Origin of the sequence: Methanosarcina vacuolata Z-761 (assembly GCF_000969905.1) — an archaeon.
Lineage (GTDB): Archaea > Halobacteriota > Methanosarcinia > Methanosarcinales > Methanosarcinaceae > Methanosarcina > Methanosarcina vacuolata.
Window position 1 is genome coordinate 2279151 of the sequence record NZ_CP009520.1, and the last position, 20769, is coordinate 2299919.

The following is a 20769-nucleotide window of genomic DNA, read 5'->3' on the forward strand; positions in this document are numbered from 1 at the left end:
TATAAACATTCAGCCTACTCAGCTCAATTAATCTACTTAGTTATATTGCATAATTTTTATAAAAGTCGTTTATATTATGCGACGAAGAACAATAATAAATTACTCTTCGTATGCAGGAAGAGTGATAACACCTATCTCTGGAAGTGGATAGCCAACAGCGAAATGGTAGAGGTCCTGGAACTCAAGCCCTTTGAGCCCTATAGCCTCATGCAAAGGGTCATCAAAGAAACACCCGATTCCACAACCCCTGAGGCCATATGCTTCGGCTTCAAGGTAAAGGAGCTGCCCCAGAACTCCACACTCCCAGAAAAGGTATGGATATATCCAGGCCCCGAACCTGTTCAGAGGCTCTTCGAACTCCGAGAGCATGCAGGCAGTAAAACAGGCATCGGCAGCTTTTCTCTGTGTACAGGAAAGCTGGGCTGCAAAATAATCCAGAGTTTCTTCCATCAACAGGTAAAATTCAAGGTCTGACGGACAATTTTTCGGTTTTTCCCATAAAAAGTCCGACCTGATCGCAGCTTTAAACCTCTCTTTTTCTTCGGGTTTGCGAAGGAAAATATAAAGTCCCGGAAGTATGTCCTTTACGCGGTTCACGAAAATAAGCAGGTGAGTAAAGGAACCAAAAGCAAGAGAATTGAAAATCGGGTTGTTTTGCGGAAGGGTTCTTTGCAGCATCGCATAGAAAGTTTCTTTTTCCAGGTATGCGCTGTTATTCATCTCAATAGCACTTCTCCTTCCCCGGATAACTCCGCGCAGAGGAACTTTATCAAGCTTGGACAGGTTCACGAAGCTGCTGGTTTGTAGTGATGAAGCAGTCTGCATATAGGATTTTGGTCCTTCATTTGATTCTTCATTTGATTCTTCATTTGATTCTTCATTTGATTCTTCATTTGATTCTTCATTTGATTCTTCATTTGATTCTTCATTTGATTCTTCATTTGATTCTTCATTTGATTCTTCATTTGATTCTTCTTTTTTCTCAAAATAATCGGTTCCCTTCTTTTGAGCTGATGAGGCCGCTTTTTCGATACTTACCCATTCAACATGCCCCGGGCTTAAACTGTTAGGAACACCTTCCCATGAAAGATTTTTAAAAGCAGAAACCGCTCCGGAAGAAATCCTGCCTTTAGTACAGGTCTTTCCTGCCGGATAGACCGCAAGCAGACAGGCAGGTTCCTGTTTTTCAGGACCTTTCTCTCCGGAAATGCCAAGAAGCACTGCAATCTCTTCCGAGCCCATGTCTGCAAGAAGGCTGGTTTTCCAGCCGAGCCCGGCGGCAGCAAAGGTCAGGGCAGCGATTGCATGCCCAATATCATGCTGTGCATATCGAAAGGCTCTGAGCCCGTATTTCCAGGAAACCCGCCAGAAAATTGAACTCAGCCCCACGAAAAAAGTGCCTTCAGGAAAGCCCGAACTTAATAACTCCCAGGTCTCTGGCGAAAATTCCGCCCTGAGTTCAAGGGCATGAGGCAAAGGAGCATAATGGCAGACAGACGGGTTTTTCAGAAGCCCCTTCACAGGGCCGGAAAGGAGGTACACCTCGGTAGGATGGAGGTTTCCACTTGAAGGATTAACGCGAAGAGGCCATTTTGTACCCTCTGCTCTCTTCCAGGCAGAAATAGCAAAACTGTCAAAAAAAAGCCTGGAAATCGATTTCTCACTCAGCTCATACGGCTTTAGTTTTTCCGGTGAGAAAGCCTGTTCATAGGCAGGAAAAGTCTCAGTTTTTATACGCTCATCGCTCCAGATCTCCAGATTAAAAAGTTGAGTTCCATGATAGTTAAGGAAGGGATCGGGCTTGAGAGGCAGATCCAGGTGGTAAGGGCCCGGAGCATAAGCTTTGAAGTTGTGTTTACTTGCCTGGTGATAAGCCAGTATGGCTTCAAGTTCCGCTGTCATAATAAGCACATCCGGTAACCGGAGAAATCTAATTCTCAGACAATTTTTTCGGTAAGGAGATCTACTTTTCAGAATTCTTGATGAAAATTAAGCTTTTTTAAGGGCTTCAAGTACGGCTTTTCCAAATGCATCAGCACTTGCAGGATCTCGCCCTGTGACCACACGACCCGAAACCACTACTTCTCTGTCCAGATAGATAACCCCGTGTTCCTTAAGTTCACGTACAGTATCAGGACTTTTGAAGACTGTGCTCTCTTTGCCCTTCAAGATGCCTGTTCTTGCCAGTACTACAGGGGAAATACAGATCGCGGAGATCACTTTTTTCAGGTCATCAGCTCCTTTTACGAGTGCCTGCAGAGCTTTGTTATTCCACAGGTATTTTCTAGAGCCTGAGCCCCCTGAGATTACTATTGCATCATAGTCGTCAATTCTGGCGTCTGAGATCGCGATATCAGGCTTGATTGTTCCTCCGAGCACCCCTTTAGCCGTTTTCTTAGATTCGGCTGCAACAGTAACTTTTAATCCTGCAGCCTCAAAAAGCTTTTTCGGAACAAAACATTCCTCGTCCCTGAATTGCTCCTGGGCGATTACAAGCAGGATTTTCTTATCTTTATACTCGGTTTCTGTCATCTGGTTACCTTCTGTAAACTTGAAAATTAAGAGTCGAAGAAATGAAAAGTGAATGGTTCAGTACCCCTGTTTCCTTAAGGATATGTTATAAACATATAAATGGATACTTCTTTTCGGTAGTGAACAACCTGAGAAAATCTGTGAAGATTCTGGAAAAATATAGAAAGATTATAAGAAAAAATAGAAAAATTATTAGAAAAGTATAAAGATTGTGGGAAAAGTAGAAAGATTGTGCTAAAAAATAGAATAATTATGAGAAAAATAGAAAGATACTGAGATAGGTGTAAGAAGCCAGAGAAAAATACATAAAAACACTGAAAAAATTTTAACTAGTGAACAAGTTTTTGAAGCCTCGGGAAAGTTGTGAAAAAATGAAAAAAAATGAAATACCAATGTAAAGGGTCTGAGAGTCTCAGAAAGAGTCTAAGAAAATAGAAATCAATAAGACTTATTCCGTACCCGGTTCAAGTTATAAGGAAATACAGAATAGCGGAGATTCCTGCCCCTGCAAAGGTCGCCACTAAATTGACTCCGCTGTTTGATAGCACTCCCCTTTTCTGAAGCGTAGCCCCAAGGAAGCTGTCCACATTTGTCCCGACAAACCCTCCTGCGGTTGTAATAAGGACTGTTAATATAAAATTGTCCGAGATCCCCAGTAAATATGCAAGGACTCCTATCACTGCAGAACCGAAGATTGCAGCAAGTTCACCAAGTAACGATACGGCCCCATCTACTCCGGGTTCCGAGAGTTTGAGGGTTGTTATCATTCTTGGCCTTCCTTTTGCTGTTGTCCCTATTTCACTTGCCAGGGTATCTCCGGTAGCTGTTGCAACCGTGCCCATATAGGCATAGATGATCGGAAGACTGTGCTCCGGGAAAACCCCGTATGCTACTGCAAGAGCAAGGGCTGCTGTACTATTCGAAAATACGTTTTCGTAACTCCGGATGCCGTCTTTAGCCTGTGCAATCCCTATGGATTCTTTGTATGCATATTTATACTTTGTAAACCCGCCTCCGAGAATAAAAAACGTGAGCAGGAGCAGGTACCAGGAAAGCCCGCTGAAGACAATTATCAGGAATCCTAGAAGGGCAGCACTCAGAAGGGCAGAAACATCTGCAATCTTCGCCCTGTAAGCCAGCACACCCAGGATAAACGAGAATACAAGTGCTACTACCATTTTTTCAGGAGACACCCAGTACCTGAAATCTTCAAAAATCCACATTGTCATGCCTGCACCCAGCGGCACAGAAATATTCTTGTCTATTTTGGAGGGGATTGACTCGAAAAGAGAACCGGTAACCGCCCCGATAACAGCTATGAAGAAAATCAGGTTATATGAAACCGGCAGTTTCTGCCAGTAGACAACCCAGCTTGCGGCAAAGAATGCAGCACTAATCCGAAGTGCCAGGAAAGCCGAACTCCAGAGTATTGAAAAACTCCTCTTTTTGATTGTTTTCCGCCTTAAATTAGAATCAGGTACAGAATCTGTTTCAGAAAAAGAGGTTTTATGGTTTCCGACTGCCGCAATCGCAAATGCGGCGAGCACTATGTAGAAAGGATAGGTATAAGAAAAGTCTCCAGAAATCACGGAAACAAAGAGCATGAGAGCCAGGGAAAAAACAAGGCTGGTAACATCTCTGTCACACAAAATAGGGTTTCCAGAAAACCTTAATCCCAGGAAAAGAATGACAGAGATTAGAAAAAGAAGATTAATCCCTGCAAAAGGAGCTATAAGAATGAGCAGGAGATACAGGATATGCATTACAGGAATTCCCTGGCAGAAATCCCCGTTTTTAGTGAATCTGGCAGCTCTGTTCATTATAAGACATCTTTTGTTTTTATTCATTATGGAAAGTTACATACAATAGGCTTATCTTTATAAATAAGTAGTTGTTTTTCTTTCAAAGATTATCTAAAAATATGTATCAAAATTTAAAACGATTTGTTTTAACAGTTGTAATCAAGGAAAATTTACGCAAATACTTCAAGTCCTATAGAGATTAGTCGATGAATAAAATAACTTTTGCCTCACATTTTATTATTCAAGGTTTCTCTTCTTCGCAGTATCTCAAATTTGCTGTTAATTTGAAGTCCAGTTTTTGTATACTATAGAAAAAACTGATTTCAGATATGGAATTTTCTACCCGATGATTTATTGAAATTTGAGAGTTTACAATAAAAATTGACACACTGCCTTTATGTTTCTTTCTATAAATTATTTAAAATTCTAATCCATAAATATAACCAGAATAAATTGTATATTATTTATAGCCAGCAAAGCTGGATGCTACATATTATGCGGTGAGGGATAAGTATGGAAAACTACGACCTTATTATAATAGGTACGGGTTCTGCAATGAACTACATAAATCCTATTTTTGATTCAAAACCGAAAATGAGAGTTGCCGTTATCGACAAAGATGAACCAGGCGGGATCTGTCTTACCAGAGGGTGTATTCCTTCAAAAATCCTGCTTTATCCTGCCGAACTAATCCGGGAAATTGAAACTGCATCTATTTTTGGAATTAAGCTTGAAATAAAAGACATCGATTTCCTTGCCATTATGGAAAGGATGCGCAGGAGAATTGGAGAAGACATAGAGGCAATAAGGAATAGTTTGGCCGATGACCCGTATCTTGATTACTATCACGAAAGTGCGGAGTTTATCTCACCTTATACCCTGAAAGTAGGTGAAAAAACCCTCCACTCCGACATGATCTTTCTCTGTACCGGCTCAAAACCTTCAATTCCTCCCATTAAAGGCCTCGAAGAAGCAGGATACCTTACAAGTGATACTATGCTTAAGCTCACGGAATGCCCAAAAAAACTCGCCATCTTAGGAGGGAGTTTCATTGCAGCCGAATACGGGCATTTTTTTTCAGCTATGGGAGCCAGTGTCACAGTTATAGGAAGAAATTTCCAGTTTCTTCCACAGGAGGAAACCGAGATCTCCAGGCTTGCCAGTATGAAGATGTCGGAGTACATGCAGATCATTACAAACCACGAAGCTATAGAGGTTAGAAAAGAAGAAAACGGGCAGAAAACGGTTGTTGCAAGGGATAGAAATTCTGGAAAGGAAGTAAAAGTCACTGTAGACGAGATCCTTGTGGCAACAGGAAGAGCTCCGAATACCGATATTCTCCACCCCGAAAGAGCCGGGATCAAAACCGATACCCAGGGCTGGATTCTGGTGAACGAGTTTCTTGAGACCTCACAACCGAATATCTGGGCATTTGGGGACGCAAACGGAAAATACCTGCTAAAGCACGTAGCAAACTATGAGTCCGGAATAGTTTACCTTAATGCGGTCCTGAAAGAAAAAGTAAAGGCAGACTATCATGCCGTACCGCACGCAGTATTTTCCTGCCCTGAAATTGCTGGAGTAGGCATGAGAGAGCAAGAAGCCATAGAAAAGTATGGAGAGAAAAGAATCCTCATAGGCCTCAAGTTTTTTGAAGATACTGCAAAAGGATCGGCTATGGAAATCAGGGATTATTTCGTAAAAGTGATTCTGGATTCGGAGGAAGAAAAAATCCTGGGAGCCCACATAATAGGCCCTCATGCTTCAGTCTTGATCCATCAGATAATTCCTCTCATGTATACGGAGTCAAAGAGTCCTGAACCAATAATGCAGGGTATGGATATTCACCCTTCCCTGAACGAAGTTGTAACCAGGGCCTTTTATTCGCGGCTGCCGCTTGAACATTATCATCACTTTCTTAAACATATCGGGCTTGAGGACTGAAAAGATCTACTCAATGAGACTGAAAATATCTACCCAATGAGACTGAAAATCTATACTTGTTTAATAACTCAAGTCTCTACACTTTCTTTCTTCACACCTATTTTTTTAAGGTCAAAAACCCACCTGCTGATGCCTGGAGCAACGTTTCCAGCCCGCCTGTACAGTACTACTTCAAGCCCCATTTTTTTGTATTCGTCGATCAGCCCAGGAATCTGAGATTCGGCTTTGAAAGTGTAGAAGTGAATATGCCCTTCCTTCCTGACAAGTTTTGTGATTTCAACAAGAAAATGGTCCATTCCATATGGTGTAGGCACTATGGCTCTATCAAACCCGCTGCCCGGAACTTGAAGCTCTTTATTTTTTCCCTTGCCGGGAACTGGGCAGGCGGACAGGCCAGAAAAAGCCTTATTTCCTACTTTATCGCCGTTTTCTATTTTTTCACTATCTCTGACTTTTTCGCAATTCCCACCACGTCCGTCATTTTGAGATTCTTTATGGGTTTTTGAATCAAGTATCTGGAAAATCTCTCCAGTCCGAAAAAGATTTTCAAAATCATCCTGGATTACAGTTACTTGCCCTTCAAGCCTGTTAATTCGGATATTTTCTCGCAGGCAGGTACAGGCATCGGGATTTATTTCGATAGCATAAACCCTTGCCCCTTTTCCTGCAGCAGGAAGTACAAAAGGGCCCACTCCTGCAAAAGGGATTATGATATTTTCTCCCGACTTGATTTTTGAAGCTACCCGCCTTCTCTCAGAGTATAGACGGGGATTAAAAAAGACTTTTTTGACGTCCAGCTTATAGGCATAGCCGTTTTCCCTGTGAATAGTCTCAGTCGTGTCCCCAAGCAGAAGCTCAAAGTCCGCAACTCTGTGCTCTCCTTCGAGTTTGCTCACCTTATTAAGCACGGCCCGCGTATTACCTCGCATGGAAAATAGCTTTGAGGCAATAGCTTCTTTATAAGCCCCAAGCTCTGGAGGGATCGAGATTACGGCCACGTTCCCGATATAATCAAAACGTTTCGGAACCATAGGAAGCAGGGGTTCTTCAACTATTCCTCTCATTGCATCTCGCAAGCTCACATTTTTTCGGAAACTCATTCATATGCCTCTACTTATCAGATTCCAAACTTTCACTTTAGATTTTAGTTTCAGATCTTAGTTTCAGATTTTAGTTCTGCTTTTAGGAAGCATTTTTAATATATTCCTTTTGGGAAAAAGCTGAGATAGTATGGAAAAAGATAAAGCCCAGAAGAAAGCTTAAACGGCTATTCCTTAATAATTCAGGCAGGACTATTTCCCATGAAAATTGTTATAGAGACTCCTAAATACAGTTTCTGGAAATATAACAAAACCGAAAATGGCTATGAAAGGGTTTTCTTTTCCCCCTTGCCCACAATTTTCAATTACGGCTTTGTAGAAGGAACGGAAAGTGCAGATGGCATGGAAGAAGATGTGGTAGTGTTAGGGCCCCGCCTGTCAAAAGGAAGTACACTTAAAAGGGATGCTTTTGACGGAATGGTAAAGTTCCTGGACGATTCGGTCAGGGACGATAAGAAAATCGTATATATCAGTGGGTTTCGCTCTTCTGTCCTGCTTGCTTATTACTTCAGGCTTTATGCTCTTTTTAAAATTTTTTTGTATGTTTTTCGCGAGGGAAGAATTGCAACTTGCAGGTTTGAAGGAATCGAATTCCGAAAATTGCGCTGAGACTTTTATGTCTCTGCCTTTATTTTTAAATTCATGCACTTCTATTTTATGCACTTTCAGTCCTCTTCAGAGTCGTCTTCCAGTATAAAGATACGTACACCTGCGGCACTTAATTTTACTGACTTGATGCCTTTCAGACAGCCTTCTTTTCGTTTGTAACTGGCTTAAAGCTATAATCTGCCCGATTCTTGCCCTCAACCTGAAACGATATCTTCCGACTTCGTCTGTAATAAAACAAGTTAGAATTTGTAGTAAAATAGTAGGCCAACTGGGGCCAACTGTATACTATATATAATTGAAATAAAAAAATTAAAAAAGCGAAATAATTTTTGGATAAAACATATGTGGAATTTGGGTGAACTTAATATAAACTCCTGATTGACAAAAAAGTAAAGAGAAATTTCGAAGAGGTTGAGTCGAAGAAGTTATAAAAACTGAGTATATAAAATATTAAAGAGTATCTCAGCCTTATTTTTCTCAATAGAACTTAGAAAAGTACTAATAATTTAAAGAAGCTTAAAAAAAAGGTGCTTTAAATATGCCTTTTCATGTGATGCTTATCCCGACCCTTGGTTGTCCTGCTAACTGCAGCTACTGCTGGAGTTCCGAAGAAAAGTCCCCGATAATGAGCATTGAAACAATAAAAGAAGTGGTTGAGTGGCTTAAAACTTTTAGAGGAGATGCCGTAACTTTCACTTTCCACGGTGGAGAACCACTTCTGGCAGGGGCAGAATTTTATCGGGAAGCATTGCCTCTTCTGGTTGAGGGTTTGAGTCCCAGGAAAATCGCGTTTGCGATACAGACAAACCTCTGGAAAATGACCCCTGAGATAGCCGAAATTTTTGCGGAGTATGGAGTTCCGATAGGCTCCAGCCTGGACGGCCCAAAGGAACTTAATGATCTGCAGAGAGGAAAAGGATACTACGACAGAACCATGAAAGGTTATGAAATTGCTAGGGAGCATGGGCTTAATGTGAGGTTCATTACCACTTTCACTTCGCATTCTGTAAAACAAAAGGAAGATATTTTCAATTTTTATCTTGAGAAAGGATTAACGCTCAAGCTGCACCCTTGCCTTCCTTCTTTAAAAGGTGATAATCCTGATAAATGGACTCTTGCTCCTGAGGAGTACGGAGAATTGTTAATCTATCTTCTGGACAGATACCTGGAAAACCTGGGCCGTATTGACGTTATGAACATTGATCAGCTGTGCAAATGTGTATTCACAGGCAGGGGAACAGTCTGTACTTATGTTGATTGCATGGGAGATACCTTTGCAGTTGGTCCTGACGGAGATATATATCCCTGCTATCGTTTTATAGGAATGCCTGAATATGTCATGGGCAATGTTTATGACCGCCCGAGCATGGCAGACCTGGCTCAATCCGAAGCCTGGAAGAAAATGCACCAGTTTAAAGAATATGTGGACACTGCATGCAGCAAATGCGCCCATATCAAATATTGCAGAGGCGGGTGCCCGTACAATGCAATAGTGCCCACCGATGGCGAAATAAAGGGTGTAGACCCGCACTGCACCGCCTACAAGATGATTTTTGATGAAATAAACAAGCGTGTCAATGATGAAATGTTTGGGGGTTCAGGTATGGATAATATGTTTATGCCCCAGACGATGAAGCCTTCAAAACCAGGAATAATGTCCCTCATGCTTAAGAAACTCTGAAACAAGCTCAAAATGTATGGGATTATGAACTTGTATGAAATCTATGAAGTAGCCACATTTTTGAAATAAAAAGGGATTTTAGAGGTATTATTGATGAAAGAAAGTTTGAAAATTGTAGCAATGCTCTTTGTTGTTGCTACTGTTGTCTTTGCAGCCGGATGTTCCGAAAAGACAACAAATCAAGGAAACGAAACTTCCGAAAATGTAGTTTCAGAAGACGAAGTTTCAGGTAATGAAACTCCAGGTATCTCAAACCAGATCGCTCCAGCAGTAGCAGAAACACCCTCCTCTGTTGAAGCATCAAACGTAACCGAAAAAACCAATGAAACTGTTGCGGAAGACAATAACACTGAAAAAACTGAAAATATAACAAAACCTGTAATCAGGAAATCAACTTACGTAGCCCCGCATCAACCCAGTTCTGAAGCAAACCAGATAACCTATACTACATACAATAACAGCAAAAGTAATACATCAACTGCTTCAAATCAGGGTACTCTAAAGATTATATCAAATGGAACAAACACAACTCAGGAAAATACAACTCAGGGAAACACGACTACGACCAGTGATCCCCTGCGAAAACAAAAGATTGCTCAGAATCACACATCCAGTAATGGAACTATAAGTGTCTGAACTACAAGCAACATACTATAAAGCATCCGCGAATGGCAACGAAAACAGAATTTGACCTGTGATTTGACCTGTGATTTGACCTGTGATTTGACCTGTGATTTGACCTGTGATTTGACCTCGTTTTCTTTTTAATTCTCTATTTTTATTAGTTGAGAGAGTCGTAATAGTCAAAAAACTATTGAATTTATATTGACAAGTTACATATTTTATTTCTTTTTATGTCATCAAGGCTCTTCGCTATTTCGAGTGGGTAACTTACATCTAGCTCCTGAATGTTGAAGTATCATATATAAGACATGAAAAAAATTGTTGTTGAAAAATCACATTCAAGCTTGATGTTTTCATGTTTTATCTGAATACTTTTTAGTAAGCAATTATTTTCAACCCACGCAAAACAGCGGAGAGCCAATAACTTTAAATAAATAATATCCCTATTAAGCTATGAATGAAAAAACAAATGATTCATTGAGATTAATAAATTAGCTCTTGAATGGATAAGTTAGAAGATTACGGAGTCAGCAAAATCTGAGAGAGCTATTTTCAGAGGAAAGCTATGAGATCTTTTACAGATGAAGAAAGAGAGATTATAAGAAGGAAAATTATAGACCGGGGCAAAGATTGCTTTGCAAGATACGGGATCAAGAAAACAAGCATTGAAGATCTTACTAAAGACCTGGGAATTGCAAAGAGTTCTTTTTATTCATTTTTCAGTAGTAAAGAGGATCTCTTTCTACAGATATTTAAAGAAGAGCGAGAAGCTTTAAAGGACAACTTACTCGAAAATTCATTCCTGAAATACAGGACAGAACCTGATAAAGCTGTAAGAGCTTACCTCCATTACTTGCTGAATATAGTGAATAACCACCCAGTCTGGAAAAAAGTTTTCATAGAAAAAGAGTACGTTGAGCTGACACTCTTCCTGTCTTCGGAAGAAAAAATTAGAAATATTCATAGAGAAAACGTGGCAATGATTCTGCCTTTTTTTGAAGAGTGGGCAGATGCTGGTCTCCTTATAGACAAAAATGCCAGGATTCTTGCCGAAACCACATGCGCGGTTTTTTCCCTCACACGTTTCAGGAACGAAATTGGGGATGAGGATTTTCCGAAGATTATGGATTTTTTTATTGATCTCCTGGCAGAAAATATTGTAAAAAAAGACGAGTAGAGCTAATAAAAGGACAGTGTGTCAATTTTTCTGTAAAATCAGAAATCTAAATAAGTTATTGGGTCGAAAATTCCAAATCGGAAGATCAATTTTGTTCATAGTACTCAAAAACTTGACTCCAAATTTACAGCAAATTTGAGACAATGCCAATAAAAGAGATATGTAGAGCTAATAAAAGGGATGAAGAGAATCCCCTTAAGAGAAAACAGGCTTTTTGAAAAAAACCTGATCATTATCAATAATGTGTATAAGGTGTTTGAATGAAACACATTTTATCTGTTTGTCCAGAGTGCAAAAAAGTTATTGATTCCATTATGTTTGAAGAAAACGGCAAGATAATGTTGAAAAAAACTTGCCCCGAACATGGGACATTTATGGACATTTACTGGTCGGACAGCAAACTATACGACAGGTTCAGACGCTATTCTTATGTAGGCAATGGAGTTTCCAGTGAGTCGACCCTTACTTCTAATGGCTGTCCCTGGGACTGCGGAATTTGCTCCAAACATAAAACAGGGACTTTGCTTGCAAACATCGATGTTACCAATCGTTGTAATCTTAGTTGTCCGGTGTGCTTTGCTAATGCCAAAGCAAGTGGCTTTATATACGAGCCAGATTTTGAACAGATAAGAGAAATGCTGCTGACTCTCCGGAATCAAAAACCTGTTCCCTGCTATGCCGTCCAATTTGCTGGAGGAGAGCCTACAGTCCGGGAAGACCTTCCGAAAATTATCGAAACGGCTCAAGAGCTTGGGTTTACACAGATCCAGATTGCAACTAATGGTGTCAGGCTCGCAAAAAGCCAGGAATACTGTGAAGCTTTAAAGGCCGCAGGGCTCCATACTGTATATCTATCCTTTGACGGAGTCTCAGAAGAACCATACATAAAAAATCGAGGATTTAATGCCCTTCCTGTAAAACAAAAAGCTATTGAAAATTGCAGGCAGACCGGCCTGAGTAGTGTTGTGCTCGTGCCCACCTTGATAAAAGGCGTTAATGACCACCAGGTCGGAGATATTGTCCGCTTTGCGGCTAGAAATGAGGACGTAGTGAGAGGCGTAAACTTCCAGCCTGTAGCATTTGCAGGCCGCATTGATCAGGCCATGCGAAAAGAACAGAGAATAACAATTCCCGATCTAGTATCACTTCTGGAAGAACAAACCGAAGGAGAAATTCCCAGTTCAGCCTGGTATCCTGCATCTGCTGCAGTCCCCATCATCCGATTCGTGAGTGCGGTGCGAAAGGTCCCGCTTCCCGAGTTCACAGTGCATCCTCTCTGTGGAGCTGCCACTTATGTCTTTGAGAGAGAGGGAAAACTAATTCCTATAAACGAGTTCGTAGACGTGGATGGGTTACTTGAGTTCCTTGAAAGTATTACTCCAGAATTTAAGGGGCAAGGTTCTAACGTAACGAAACTTGCAAAAGTTCTCCGCAATGTCCCGCGCTACATTGATGAAGCCAGGAGTCCAAAGGACCTTAAGATAGTCTCCCTCATAAATAATTTTCTTAAAAACGGTACAAGAGAGCATGCTGCTCAATTTCATAGAAAATCACTTTTCCTTGGAGCTATGCACTTTCAGGACCTCTACAACCTGGATCTGGAAAGGGTTGAAAACTGCGGAATCCACTATGCTACTCCTGATGGCAAAGTGATTCCCTTCTGCACTTATAACAATTTTCATAGAGAAGGAGTGGAGGCAAAGTATTCAAAACAATATAGGAAAAACATGGATTTTGATAAGAAAACCCTGGATGTTCTGGAAAGAGAAACACCTTGATTTCTCCTACAAAGGAAAGAATGAAAATTTTCTAAAAGGTAAAAATATAATTCGGTGGTGTAATACAAAATATTTATATTAGATAAAAAATTAACTGAATGAAATTTTTATATCGAATAAATTGGTTCAATAGAGCCAATAACTTTAACTGGACAAATACATTAATTGTGAAAACTATTCAGAAGAGTAACCATACAAAATGTAAATCTGAATTCAAATCTGATCTTTCTGAGGAAGAAGTTAGAGATGAAAACTAGACCTCGGAAATTCAAAAAATATTCATTGACCGAAAAATAAAAGTTTAAAATTATAACGGTTAAAAAGAACTTTCAGGACTCTATTGAAGTAATCAGTAGAAACCCTCAGAGCCTTTGGCACATGCATGAAACATGAGAAACTTTATACTGGTGTTAAAGATTTTCATGGAAAATAATGTGGCATTATACTGTGATGCCTTTCGGTTCATGCCACAGCATTTGCAAGAAAGAAGATTTCTACTGGTTAAGCATTATATATTAATTTTAAAATGTACAGGTGAGCTGGTGAGCCTTAATATAAACAGATATAAATGTGGATACTGTGGTGCCTGTGTGGGAGTCTGCCCTAAAGGAGCACTCGAACTTGTAGAGACCTGGGTCGAAGTAGACGAAAGTACGTGCATTACGTGCGGGATATGCGATCGAATCTGCCCTGTCGGAGCAATTGAGGTAATGAAATGAAGGACAGTTATGATGTTTTAGTTATAGGAGCAGGGCCTGCAGGTTCCATTGCCGCCAGAACTGTAGCCGAAAAAGGGCTGGATGTACTTTTAATCGAAAAACGCCAGGAGATAGGTGACCCTGTACGCTGTGCCGAAGGCGTGAGCAAAGTATATCTCAAAAAACACGTGGAAATTGACAATAGATGGATTTGTGCTGACCTTAATGCCTCCCATATTTACGCGCCGGACGGTACAAAGATAGAGATGGCAGAAGAAATCGCTGGTGGAGAAGTAGGCTACGTCCTTGAGAGAAAAGTGTTTGACCGGGCACTTGCAGAACAGGCCGCCAAAGCCGGGGCGGAAGTGAGGGTAAAAACCAGAGCAACCGGACTTATCATTGAAGACGATTTTGTCAAAGGAGCCAGGCTCATGCATCTTGGAAAAGAATACGATGTACGGGCCAAGATAGTAATAGGCGCTGACGGGGTAGAATCAAAGGTAGGCAGATGGGCAGGCATCGATACCTCTTTAAAGCCGATAGATATAGAAACATGTGCCCAGTACCTGATAGCTGGATTGAACATAGACCAGCACCACTGCGAATTTTACATAGGTAATGAAATTGCACCGGGCGGCTATATATGGGTCTTTCCGAAAGGCGGTGGAAAAGCCAATGTAGGGATCGGGATTCTCGGGAGCAAGACTGGAAAATTCAAACCAAGACCTGTAGACTATCTTAACAAATTTCTGGAAACGAAATTTCCCGATGCCAGGATAGTCGAGATGGTTTTCGGAGGAGTTCCGGTTTCTGGGAGCATTGAGAAAACTTCCACTAACGGACTTATGCTGATCGGAGACGCTGCCCGCCAATCCGACCCTATCACAGGCGGCGGAATTCTTAACGCAATGGATGCCGGAAAGATGGCAGGAGAAGCTGCATATACAGCTATATCCGCAGGCGATGTCTCCCTAGAAAAACTCGAAGAACTTTATGAGAAACCATGGAGAGCAACCCTGGGTCACGAAATAGACATGAGCCTCATCGTAAAGAATTGCTTTATCAATCTAAGCGACGAGGACCTCAATTCGCTTGCGTATTCCCTGAAAAATGTAAAATTCGAGAGAATGAGCCTTCTTGACCTGTTACAGGCCCTCTTTAAAGCCAATAAAAAACTTCTCTGGGACCTTCGAGTACTTTTCAAAGACGCCGCAAAAGAAGTGGTAAAGAATAAGCTGAACGCAGACTAAATGTAATATAGAGTAAGATGTAACGCCTGGAAGCCCAGGCACTTTCTTCCATTTATTAGACTTCTTTTTTTAGGAACACCGAAGCAGAATCCCCGCATATTCAAACGTGGGATGAATGCGCAATCTATCTCAGCATCACGCTTTTAACTCTGATGAGATATTTGTTTATAATCCCAGAAATTTGAGTAAATTAGCTCTCCTGAGAGCGTTGAAAATATAACCTTTTTCCAGAGATTACTCCGCTTGAGCGAACGAAGTGAGCGAAACGGCCCCGTCCTCCCGAGACGGGACTCGTGAAGCGAAACTTTTGTGTTCATAAATTACCCCGCTTGAGCGAACGAAGTGAGCGAAACGGTACCGTCCTCCCGAGACGGGACTCGGGTGACGGGACTCGGGTGACGGGACTCGGGTGACGGGACTCGGGTGACGGGACTCGGGTGACGGGACTCGGGTGACGGGACTCGGGTGACGGGACTCGGGTGACGGGACTCGGGTGACGGGACTCGGGTGACGGGACTCGGGTGACGGGACTCGGGTGACGGAACTCGGGCGATTACTTGCTCCAGAACTCGGGCGTAAAAAGTAGAATTACAGTATAGACTTCAAGCCTACCGATCCACATATTTGCAATAAGGACCAGTTTACCCAGAGGTGGAATAGGAGCAAAACTGCCCATTGGACCTACGACATTCAGACCTGGCCCTATATTACCAAGCGTAGCTATGGACGCAGTAAATGAAGTTATAATGTCCATGCCCAGAACCGAGAGAATCAGGGTGCTTAAGAGAAAGACAAGCAGATATATGACAACAAATGAAACAATCGAATTGACAATCTCATCGGGTACATTTTTATTGTTAAATTTAACGGCTTTTATGGCTCTCGGATGAATAGCTTTGAATAACTCCGCTCGACTGTGCCTGAGGAGAATAAGAACACGCACAACCTTCATGCCTCCACCTGTAGAACCGGCGCAGCCTCCAATAAACATCACCACTATAAGTACCATTTTGGCAGAATCGGACCAGAGATTAAAATCTGTTGTCGCAAATCCTGTACTTGTCATGATCGAAACTATCTGAAAAATGGCAAATCTGAAGGAGTTAAAAAATCCTGTGCCCATATCCCGCCAGAGCAGAATAGCAAGAATCGCGGTTGCTGAAAGGACCAGGACTGTATAGAAACGGAATTCATCGTCTTTAAAAAGAAACTTTTTGTCTATGTAAATTGCCCGATAGTGAAGCGCAAAGTTTGCACCGGCAATGAACATGAAAAAGGTTATTATGAACTCAATAAGAGGGCTATTAAAAGCTTCAACGCTCAGAGCGTAATTGGAAAAACCTCCACATGCCATTGTAGTAAAAGTATGATTAAAAGAATCATAAAGGGAGACTCCCGCAAGCAGGAGGACAATAACCTGAAGAAGGGAAATTGCAAAGTAGACTACCCAGAGAATTCTTGCAGTTTCCTTTACCCTTGGCTTTAGTTTATCCTCAGTAGGCCCAGGCGCTTCGGCCCGAAAAAGCTGGCGGCCTGCAACTCCGAGTTTGGGGAGGATAGCGATGAAAAGCACAATAATACCCATGCCACCAAGCCACTGGATCATTCCTCTCCAGAAAAGAATGCCTTTTGGATGGCTTTCTATGTCAGTAAGAATTGTTGAACCTGTAGTGGTAAATCCGGACATGGATTCAAAGATAGCGTTTAAGGGAGAAATCCCATCCAGCATGAAAGGAATTGCACCGAAAACAGCGGCTGCAAGCCAGCTCAGGGCAACGATTGCAAAACCCTCTTTGCGCATCCATTCTTCTTCAGTCTTATAAGTGAGCAGGAGAAAACCTGTAAGGGTAGTTATTAGAATCGAGACCAGGAAAGGAGTTAAACTCTCTCCGTAATAATATGCAACTCCGAGAGGGACTACCATGATCAGTCCCAGGAGCCGGAGCACACCACCAAGTGCATATAAGACAACTCTAAAATTCATGTGGGCCCTCGATTTTAAAAACTAATATACTGTTTTGAATTTTTTATATATATATATTATTTACTTAAAAAATTTCTCCACTGCCGAAACCGTGGAAGAAAGCGCAAAAACTATTACTCGGTCTCCTTCCCGAATTATGGAATCTCCTCTAGGTATGATGATGTCATCATTATGAACAATAGTGGTAACGATTGCATCTTTAGGGAACTTGACCTTGTTGAGGGCCTTTCCTATAATTTTTGAATACTTTGAAGTCGTGTACTCTATGATTTCCGCCTTTTCACCTTCCAGCATGGTAAGCTTTTCAATACCTTTTCCCATTGTAAGCTTAAGTACTTCATTTACGGTTGCTTCCCTGGGGCTGACTGCCATATCAATCCCAATCATTTCAAAAAGAGGCACATAGTCAGGGCGGTCAGCTCTTGCGATCACTTTCTTTGCCCCCATTTGCTTTGCCAGAAGCGAGCACAGAAGATTTTTTTCGTCATTGTCCGTAACTGCAAGCACGACATCCATGTCTTCGATATTCTCTTCCCTCAGAAGGTTGACGTCAGTGCCATCCCCATTTAAAATAAGAGCGTTTTCCAGCATCTCTGCCACTTCTATGCAGCGGTTCTTCCTGTACTCGATAATCTTAAGGTCGGCATTCTCATCTTTGTCTATCAATTTGGCAAGATAAAAACCCACAATACCGCAGCCTATCAGGAGAATTCTATTTCTGTGAGGTTCTACGTTCCCAAAGACACGGCCAAGTTCTTCCAGAGCTCTGGGCTTGCCTACAACTACCATATGGTCGTTTGCCTTAATTAGATCATTTCCATGAGGAATAATTATTTCATGTTCTCGAAAAATCGCACTGACAATGCAGCAATCATCAAGCATGAGATCCTGGATTTGCTTTCCTACAAGTTTGTTGTCAGGACGGATGGCAAATTCCATCATCTGAACTTTTCCTCCGGCAAAGACCTCCGTATCTATAGCTGACGGGCTCGAAAGGACCTCGGCAACCTCCGAGGCGAGCGCAAGTTCAGGACAGATCATTGTATCGACTCCAACCTGAGACCTTGAAGTTACAGGCACATCGATATAATCAGGGTTGCTAACCCTTGCAATTGTCTTTGTTTCTTTCCATCCTGGATGAGACCTTATGATCAGTTTTGCAGTCATACAGGCAACAATATTGACTTCATCAACACCTGTGACAGCAACCAGAATATCCGCATCGTGAATTATATTGGCAAGAATATCAGCGTTTGCACCATTTCCCTCCAGAACCTGTACATCGAGTTCATCGGCCCTTCGTGCGACATCCTCATCTTTTTCGACAACAATTACATCGTGTGTGGCGGAAAGAAACTTTGCAATATGATATCCAACCTCGCCTGCCCCTATCACTATTGCTTTCATAAGGTTCCCTCGAAAAAAAAGTTTGATTCCAGATAAATTAACCTGCTTACTTAAGTATTCTTTGGAAAAGGGAACTTAAAAGGGCATATTCTAAGGAATACTCTTTATGTAGAGGAATAGCTTAAGGTTCAGAGCGTTTAAGATGTGTATTTTATTTTACACCTTAACTATGTACTCATTTGACATGAAAGTTCTTTCAAGTACTTTCATTTCTTTGTGCCTGTGATTAGAAGAATTTCATATTATCGATTGAAATTGATTTTTATAAAGTTTTATTACAAGTTAAATTCAGAATTCAAGCTCAAGCCCTACAGGACAGTGGTCCGACCCCATTATTTCACTGTAAATCGAGGAGGATTTTACGTTTTCTCTCAGATTTTCGCTTATGAAAAAATAGTCCAGGCGCCACCCTACATTTCTTTTACGTGCGCCTGTTCTCATTGACCACCAGGAATAGTTTCCACCTTCGCGATTAAACATTCGAAAGGTGTCAAGATAGCCAGCAGCAAGGAATTTATCCATCCATGCCCGCTCTTCAGGAAGAAAACCGGATATCATTTCATTTTGCCTGGGACGGGCAAGATCGAGCTCTTTGTGAGCGGTATTTACATCCCCGCAAATGACAAGTCTTTTGCCTTCAGTTTTGAGGGCATTTGCGTAATCTAAAAAAGCTTCGTAAAAATTCATTTTATATTCCAGGCGTTCCAGAGAGGCTTTGCCATTGGGAAAATAGATATTCATTAAGATAAAGTCCTCAAAATCGGCCCGCAGAAAGCGGCCTTCTCTATCAAATTTTTCGATTCCCATGCCAGTTTCGAGCTTCAGGGGCTTTTTCCTGGAGAAGAGCCCAACCCCGCTGTAGCCGTTCTGTTCTGCTGAGACAAAATAATTGTGGTAGCCTGGAATGTTCTTTGCTTCTCTCGGGAGTTTATCAGGAGAAACTTTAGTTTCCTGAATGCAGACAATATCAAATTTCTGTTCCAGCAAAAGCTCAAGAAAGCCTTTTTTCATTGCAGCCCGAAGGCCGTTTACATTCCAGGAAATGAGATTATATTGACCAGACATTTTTTATCCCTAGCGATTTTTTGGAATTTTGCATTACAATAAAGGACCCGGAGAAACAGAATTTAAGCCGTTAAACTGAATTAAGTAAACAAAATTAAACTGGAAATAATTCAGAGTTTTAGTAAATAAATGCTCCCTATTCTATGCAAAAAGCCTGCTTTGAGGATCTCAAATCAGCTTTTAAAATCTCCAATCTGATACCCACTTTTTGCAACCTGCTTTTTGTAGCTACTTTTTCAGTTTATAATTGAGTCGATATAATTGAGTCGATCCCAAAACTCCAGATTGTTTATACTCTCATTTTTAAGTTTCCTTTCCTCTTTCGGAGTAATTATATGTTGAGTAATTATATATTAAAGAAAATAAAAGTACAATTGCTAATTTCCTGTAATTTGCTTCACACGCCATTGTCCGACTGACTTAAGGCTAAATTTGAAGATATGGGGGAAATTTTAGAAGAAAAACCGGTTGGGGAGCCGTGATGTTATGGATCTTAATGAAAAGATAGACATGATAGGGCGTTTATATCTTGGGCTTGAACAAATAGAAGACTGTGAGGAATTCTCATCTTTGATTCCCGAGGTTCGAACAAATTTTGTTTATGCCTCAAAAGAATCAGCCACTCCTGAAGATGTTCTTGCAGTCGATGGGAGGATTTCGGTAGTTGATGGGTTTCCGAAAGCTATAGGAAGAATAAAATTCGGGGCTTCTGGCTTTATGGCTCATCTTCTGCTAGAAATCCAGAAAAAAGATTCTGAGATCAGGTCTATTATAGATTTTGCAAATAACCCGAAGATTGCCGAGTTTTTGAAAGATTACTGTAAAGAAAAGGAATGGAATTTTTCAGTTGTAGACCGGCGCTTTGAACCTGATAATATGAAGGATACAGAAGGGGAGGCTATCTCATGGATGGTCGAAGAGGCTATTCGGGCTGCAGGGGGAAAAATACCCAGGATCTTTTACGAGACAGGTGCAGTTGGAAAAGAGCCGGTGAGTATTCTTCTAGGAAAAGACCCGCTAGAGGTTGCAGAACAGATCTGCGAGCTTGCCAGAAACTACCATGAATCAGGGCAAAGAACGAGATAAAAAGAAAAGGCCATATTTGAAAAACAGGAAAT

16 protein-coding genes are annotated in these 20769 nt (G+C 41.3%); 9 read left to right on the plus strand and 7 right to left on the minus strand.

All coding sequences use genetic code 11. The features are described 5' to 3' along the window. Nucleotides 1-99 precede the first annotated feature (99 nt). The 3 genes from MSVAZ_RS09505 to MSVAZ_RS09515 all read right to left on the minus strand — a co-directional run bounded on the left by MSVAZ_RS09505 (nucleotide 100) and on the right by MSVAZ_RS09515 (nucleotide 4352). Nucleotides 100-1902, minus strand: coding sequence for a nitroreductase family protein (locus tag MSVAZ_RS09505; RefSeq protein ID WP_048120506.1), 1803 nt, complete (start codon nucleotides 1900-1902; stop codon nucleotides 100-102). 87 nt (nucleotides 1903-1989) lie between these two features. Continuing rightward, nucleotides 1990-2532 (minus strand): DJ-1/PfpI family protein, encoded by a 543-nt coding sequence (locus MSVAZ_RS09510; protein ID WP_048120508.1) that lies wholly within the window; start codon nucleotides 2530-2532, stop codon nucleotides 1990-1992. 464 nt (nucleotides 2533-2996) lie between these two features. Further along, nucleotides 2997-4352 carry a TIGR00297 family protein gene (locus MSVAZ_RS09515; protein WP_048120511.1) on the minus strand — a complete coding sequence of 452 codons (1356 nt, stop codon included), beginning with the start codon at nucleotides 4350-4352 and terminating at the stop codon, nucleotides 2997-2999. A gap of 495 nt (nucleotides 4353-4847) precedes the next feature. On the opposite strand from MSVAZ_RS09515, the gene MSVAZ_RS09520 reads away from it, so the two are divergent. After that, the gene (locus tag MSVAZ_RS09520; RefSeq protein ID WP_048120513.1) at nucleotides 4848-6278 is read left to right on the plus strand and encodes a dihydrolipoyl dehydrogenase; all 1431 of its coding nucleotides are present in this window, start codon (nucleotides 4848-4850) and stop codon (nucleotides 6276-6278) included. 68 nt (nucleotides 6279-6346) lie between these two features. Here the strand turns inward: MSVAZ_RS09520 and MSVAZ_RS09525 are convergent, their stop codons facing one another. After that, nucleotides 6347-7378, minus strand: coding sequence for a class I SAM-dependent methyltransferase (locus MSVAZ_RS09525; RefSeq protein ID WP_048120516.1), 1032 nt, complete (start codon nucleotides 7376-7378; stop codon nucleotides 6347-6349). 201 nt (nucleotides 7379-7579) lie between these two features. Between MSVAZ_RS09525 and MSVAZ_RS09530 the strand changes: the two genes are divergently transcribed. The 7 genes from MSVAZ_RS09530 to MSVAZ_RS09560 all read left to right on the plus strand — a co-directional run bounded on the left by MSVAZ_RS09530 (nucleotide 7580) and on the right by MSVAZ_RS09560 (nucleotide 15195). Further along, nucleotides 7580-7987 carry an inorganic diphosphatase gene (locus MSVAZ_RS09530; RefSeq protein ID WP_048120517.1) on the plus strand — a complete coding sequence of 136 codons (408 nt, stop codon included), beginning with the start codon at nucleotides 7580-7582 and terminating at the stop codon, nucleotides 7985-7987. A gap of 538 nt (nucleotides 7988-8525) precedes the next feature. Continuing rightward, on the plus strand, nucleotides 8526-9668 hold the full coding sequence (locus MSVAZ_RS09535; RefSeq protein ID WP_048120519.1) for a TIGR04083 family peptide-modifying radical SAM enzyme: 1143 nt from the start codon (nucleotides 8526-8528) through the stop codon (nucleotides 9666-9668). Between the two features lie 93 nt (nucleotides 9669-9761). Beyond that, complete coding sequence (locus MSVAZ_RS18845) at nucleotides 9762-10304, plus strand: hypothetical protein (RefSeq protein ID WP_052727939.1); 543 nt, start codon at nucleotides 9762-9764, stop codon at nucleotides 10302-10304. 553 nt (nucleotides 10305-10857) lie between these two features. After that, on the plus strand, nucleotides 10858-11469 hold the full coding sequence (locus tag MSVAZ_RS09545) for a TetR/AcrR family transcriptional regulator (RefSeq protein WP_048120521.1): 612 nt from the start codon (nucleotides 10858-10860) through the stop codon (nucleotides 11467-11469). Nucleotides 11470-11729: 260 nt separating this feature from the next. After that, on the plus strand, nucleotides 11730-13247 hold the full coding sequence (tes, locus tag MSVAZ_RS09550; protein ID WP_048120523.1) for a tetraether lipid synthase Tes: 1518 nt from the start codon (nucleotides 11730-11732) through the stop codon (nucleotides 13245-13247). 542 nt (nucleotides 13248-13789) lie between these two features. Next, nucleotides 13790-13966, plus strand: coding sequence for a 4Fe-4S binding protein (locus MSVAZ_RS09555; protein ID WP_048123860.1), 177 nt, complete (start codon nucleotides 13790-13792; stop codon nucleotides 13964-13966). Next, nucleotides 13963-15195 (plus strand): digeranylgeranylglycerophospholipid reductase, encoded by a 1233-nt coding sequence (locus MSVAZ_RS09560; protein WP_048120526.1) that lies wholly within the window; start codon nucleotides 13963-13965, stop codon nucleotides 15193-15195. Before MSVAZ_RS09555 ends, MSVAZ_RS09560 begins: the two co-directional genes overlap by 4 nt. Before the next feature lie 553 nt (nucleotides 15196-15748). On the opposite strand, the gene MSVAZ_RS09565 is transcribed toward MSVAZ_RS09560, so the two are convergent. From MSVAZ_RS09565 to MSVAZ_RS09575, 3 genes are all read right to left on the minus strand, one after another. Further along, on the minus strand, nucleotides 15749-17179 hold the full coding sequence (locus tag MSVAZ_RS09565) for a TrkH family potassium uptake protein (RefSeq protein ID WP_048120529.1): 1431 nt from the start codon (nucleotides 17177-17179) through the stop codon (nucleotides 15749-15751). Nucleotides 17180-17239: 60 nt separating this feature from the next. Next, complete coding sequence (gene trkA, locus MSVAZ_RS09570) at nucleotides 17240-18586, minus strand: Trk system potassium transporter TrkA (protein WP_048120530.1); 1347 nt, start codon at nucleotides 18584-18586, stop codon at nucleotides 17240-17242. A gap of 288 nt (nucleotides 18587-18874) precedes the next feature. Continuing rightward, the gene (locus MSVAZ_RS09575) at nucleotides 18875-19651 is read right to left on the minus strand and encodes an exodeoxyribonuclease III (protein WP_048120532.1); all 777 of its coding nucleotides are present in this window, start codon (nucleotides 19649-19651) and stop codon (nucleotides 18875-18877) included. A gap of 486 nt (nucleotides 19652-20137) precedes the next feature. Between MSVAZ_RS09575 and MSVAZ_RS09580 the strand changes: the two genes are divergently transcribed. Continuing rightward, entirely contained in the window at nucleotides 20138-20737 is a 600-nt protein-coding gene (locus MSVAZ_RS09580; RefSeq protein WP_048120534.1) for a thiamine-phosphate synthase family protein, read from the plus strand. Nucleotides 20738-20769: the final 32 nt, after the last annotated feature.